The organism is Marinitoga sp. 1155 (genome assembly GCF_001021175.1).
Classification (GTDB): domain Bacteria; phylum Thermotogota; class Thermotogae; order Petrotogales; family Petrotogaceae; genus Marinitoga.
In genome coordinates this window covers 1-3,660 of the sequence record NZ_AZAX01000044.1, presented here as the reverse complement: position 1 = coordinate 3,660, position 3,660 = coordinate 1, and the positions used below count along the sequence as shown (strand labels likewise).

Sequence of the window (3,660 nt, the reverse complement as noted above, 5' to 3'; positions counted from 1 at the left end):
AATTGCAGGAACAGAACAAAAAAATTAAATAAAACATTTTATTCCAGATATGGAATAAAGTTATATTATTTAATATTCATAATAACAATAATAATATTAGTCAACAATAGCGCGCTATTGAAAAAACAAAGAAAAAATGATGGGAGGATGGAAAATGAAAAAGGTAGTGATATATGCTATTTTGTTGATGATGTTTGTAAATATGATACCTGTAAACCTTTTTGCTGATTCAAAAGTTGTTAATGTAAAGGTTTTAACTGATGACGAAATGAAAAACATTATTGGTGCTGGTAGTAATAATGGTGGAGGTAATAGTGGAAGTGATTTTACAAGAAAAGAAATTGAAGGTATATGGATTAAAAGAATTTATTATGACATATATTCTTATAATAAAATAATAAAAATTTCCAAAGAAGGGTGGATGGATACAGGGCCTTTACCAGGGAATTATAGTATTTCTGACACTAGTGAATGGAATGCGAGTGGTTCTATTAACATTTCGATTCCGAAACTTAAAGATATTGTTTCAGTAAACGTTGGAGCTTCCTATTCGGAAAGTAAAACCTATACTCTTAATTTCACTTTTCCGGCATATCATAAAGGAATTGTGTGTTCTATTGAAGAAGGAAAAGTTGAAAAAGGGACTATAAGTATTAAAAAAAGAGTTAGTGTATATGATGGACTTACTTTAATTCGACAATATAATATATATGAAAATAAAAATTATATTGCAATTGGGCCAGAAAGCTTAGTTTGGAGACCTTTATTTAAAGAAGGAGAGACTATAAATAAACCTGGAGGAGAAATCTATAATTATAATCTCTATGTATCAAGAACTGATTTAGGTTTTCCATCAACATCTAAAGTATATGCTAACAAAATATTGGCAGGTGGAAAAGATGAAAATTATAAATAATGAGTTGATAGATGAAATAATCTTTAAAAGATTCACAATATTTTGCTTATCATTAATTTTAAATGTGTCTATAGCTTTTTCGTCTGGTTTTCAACAATTAAAATTTGAACATATATCTACTTTGACGTTTAACAAAAAATTTGAATATAGGTCGTCTATTCAATATAAAAATAATATTACTTTTTTGACTTTACCAGAAAGTTCATGGAAAAATGATTTTGATTTTCAATGGACAGTAAATGAAAAAGGGAATATCTTATATATATTCAAAGGTTTAGAATATTTAAACAACACAAATGAATTTAAAAATATATATGTATATAAAATTGATATATTGAAAAATACAACGAAAATAATAAAATTAAAAGATTTAGCGCCATCTCCCTTTCCTTCAGGAATAGAAATTTTAGATATATATACAAAAAAAGATAAAATTTATTTTTTAACATCTGGGGGTATTACAGTATTTAACGAAAAATTTAAAATAATTGATTTTTATATATTTGAAGATGTTGCTAATATTATTACTGAAAAAATAAAAAATGAATATGAAAAAAAGATAAATTTTATACCCTATAATCATGGTAATCAATTTATTATTGATAAAGATGAAAATATATATATTAAGGATGGATTAAGTATAAAAAAATATTCTTATTCAGGAAAAAGGGAAAAGTTTTATGGGGGAAAAATATATTCGTTATCAAATGAATATAAAATAAATTCAAGTGAAGAGGCTTATTCTCTTTTATTAGAAAATGAAAACGGAGAAATATTTATGATTCTTTTTAAAGAGCGTGATTTAAAAAATAAATATTTAATTTTTAACAAAGTGGAAATATATAATATAAATGATCGTAAGTTATTAGAACTAAAAATGAAAAATCGAAAATTTTATTATACCGGAGCTATTTCGAATGATTATATATATTTGATTACAGCTTCTTCACTTTTAAATAATTCAATATCATATTTGCAAGGATTGAAAATTAATATGAATGGTGAAAAATTATTATTCAATACGTATGAAAAAGAAAATTCTCAATATTATCAGTTTAAAAAAATTATTGTTAGAAGAATATTTAAAACACCTTATATTTATATAAAAAAAGATTTAGAAAGATTAGATATATTTAAAGAAATAGAATAACAGGAGGAAGAGATGAAAAAAAATATTTTTTTACTATTAACAATTTTTGGCATATTTATTATTGCGTATGGGGAAAATAATATTAAAAATATTTTTTTAAATTATGAAGATGCATATAAATACTATGTCTCAAATTTAAATTCAGTCTATGAAATAAAAAATAAAAATATTTTAGAAAAATATAGTGATTTTTTACCATATATTTCATATAATTTTGGTTTTAGTGGTGATAAGATAAGTGGAATAAATTTAAATACTTCCTCAATAAATTTCTCATGGAATGTGTTTAAATCAGATTTTGGCGATAAAACACAAATGAATAAAATAAACGAAAAAATAAAAGGTTTAAATAATGAAAAAATAAAAGAGTCTAATATTACATATTTTAAAAACATATTTTATAATACTTATTATCTTCAGAATTATATCGAATTTTTGGAGAAGGAATATAGTGAATTAAATAATATCTCAACAACTACTGAAATAGAAGTATTAAAAAAAGATCTAACAAAAAAGAAACTAGAACTATCATTAAAGGAAAACTATGAATCATTATATAATTACAAAAGTATGATTATAAAAGATTTAAATTTAGAAACACAGAAAGAATTTAAATTAAAATATTCAGAAAAATATCATAATTTAAAAAATTTTCGTTCAAATATAGAAAACGTGCAATATAAACCTATAGAAAGTTTTTTAGAATACAAAATAAATTATATTACAAAACAACAAAATAATCTGGAAAAAAAATTAAGTTCTAGCAATTATTTTAATGTTAATTTAAGTGGAGGATATGATATTTTAAATAATAACTTTTCAATATCATTGAACTTTAACCTATTAGAAGATACTCCATATTTAAAAATATCCAGTAACGGGAGTTATAGTAAGGATTATATAAATTTTAATGGTTCTATAAACCCATATCTCTTTAAAAATAAAGATGATTACAAAAGTTTAAATGAAGATAATATCCAGGATATCGTTTCTAAAATTAAAAATTCAAGAGAATATTTAAAAAATGAAATATTAAAAATAGAAAAAGAACTAGAATTAGATGAGATTCAGATAAAAATACTTAAAGAAGAACTAAAAAGTATAAAATCAGAGTGGGATAAATTTGAGAAAGAATATCAAATAGAAAAAATGAAATTAGAAAGAAAAATGAAAATAATATATTATAATTTAAAAATTGAAGAGTTTATTGAAACTTATACCAAAATAAAAAATACAAACAACCTCCCTTGAAATAAAAGAAAAATAATGATATAACCACACTACTGTTTTTGCAGGAGTGTGGTTGCTAGTAAAAATGATAAAACAAAAAATTAACTATATTAATATATCAGGTGATATATTAATTGAGTAATTATTATTAATTTTAGAAATATAAAATTAACAGCAAATTTACCACGATTTTGTTTACTTTTTTTTTTTTTTTTTGATAAAATGATAAGTGAATTATCAAGATATAAAACTTAAGGTGAAAGAATGAAAAAGATTTTTATCTCATCTGTGATTTTAATAACAATATATTTGTTGAATATTTTTACCACTTTTTATATTTCGAATTTAAATAATGAAAATGATT

Annotated in this window: 4 protein-coding genes; all 4 read left to right on the top strand. The window is 21.9% G+C overall.

Annotated features, from left to right (window positions below; genetic code table 11):
* On the top strand, positions 1-228 hold a 228-nt coding region (locus X274_RS12260), incomplete at its 5' end, for a hypothetical protein (protein WP_231580408.1).
* Entirely contained in the window at positions 155-916 is a 762-nt protein-coding gene (locus X274_RS09920) for a hypothetical protein (RefSeq protein ID WP_047266676.1), read from the top strand. The genes X274_RS12260 and X274_RS09920, both read left to right, overlap by 74 nt.
* Positions 900-2,066 (top strand): hypothetical protein, encoded by a 1,167-nt coding sequence (locus X274_RS09915; protein ID WP_047266675.1) that lies wholly within the window; start codon positions 900-902, stop codon positions 2,064-2,066. The genes X274_RS09920 and X274_RS09915 overlap by 17 nt, the downstream gene beginning before the upstream one ends.
* A gap of 12 nt (positions 2,067-2,078) precedes the next feature.
* Positions 2,079-3,317, top strand: coding sequence for a TolC family protein (locus X274_RS09910; protein ID WP_047266674.1), 1,239 nt, complete (start codon positions 2,079-2,081; stop codon positions 3,315-3,317).
* The last annotated feature ends 343 nt before the right edge of the window (positions 3,318-3,660 follow it).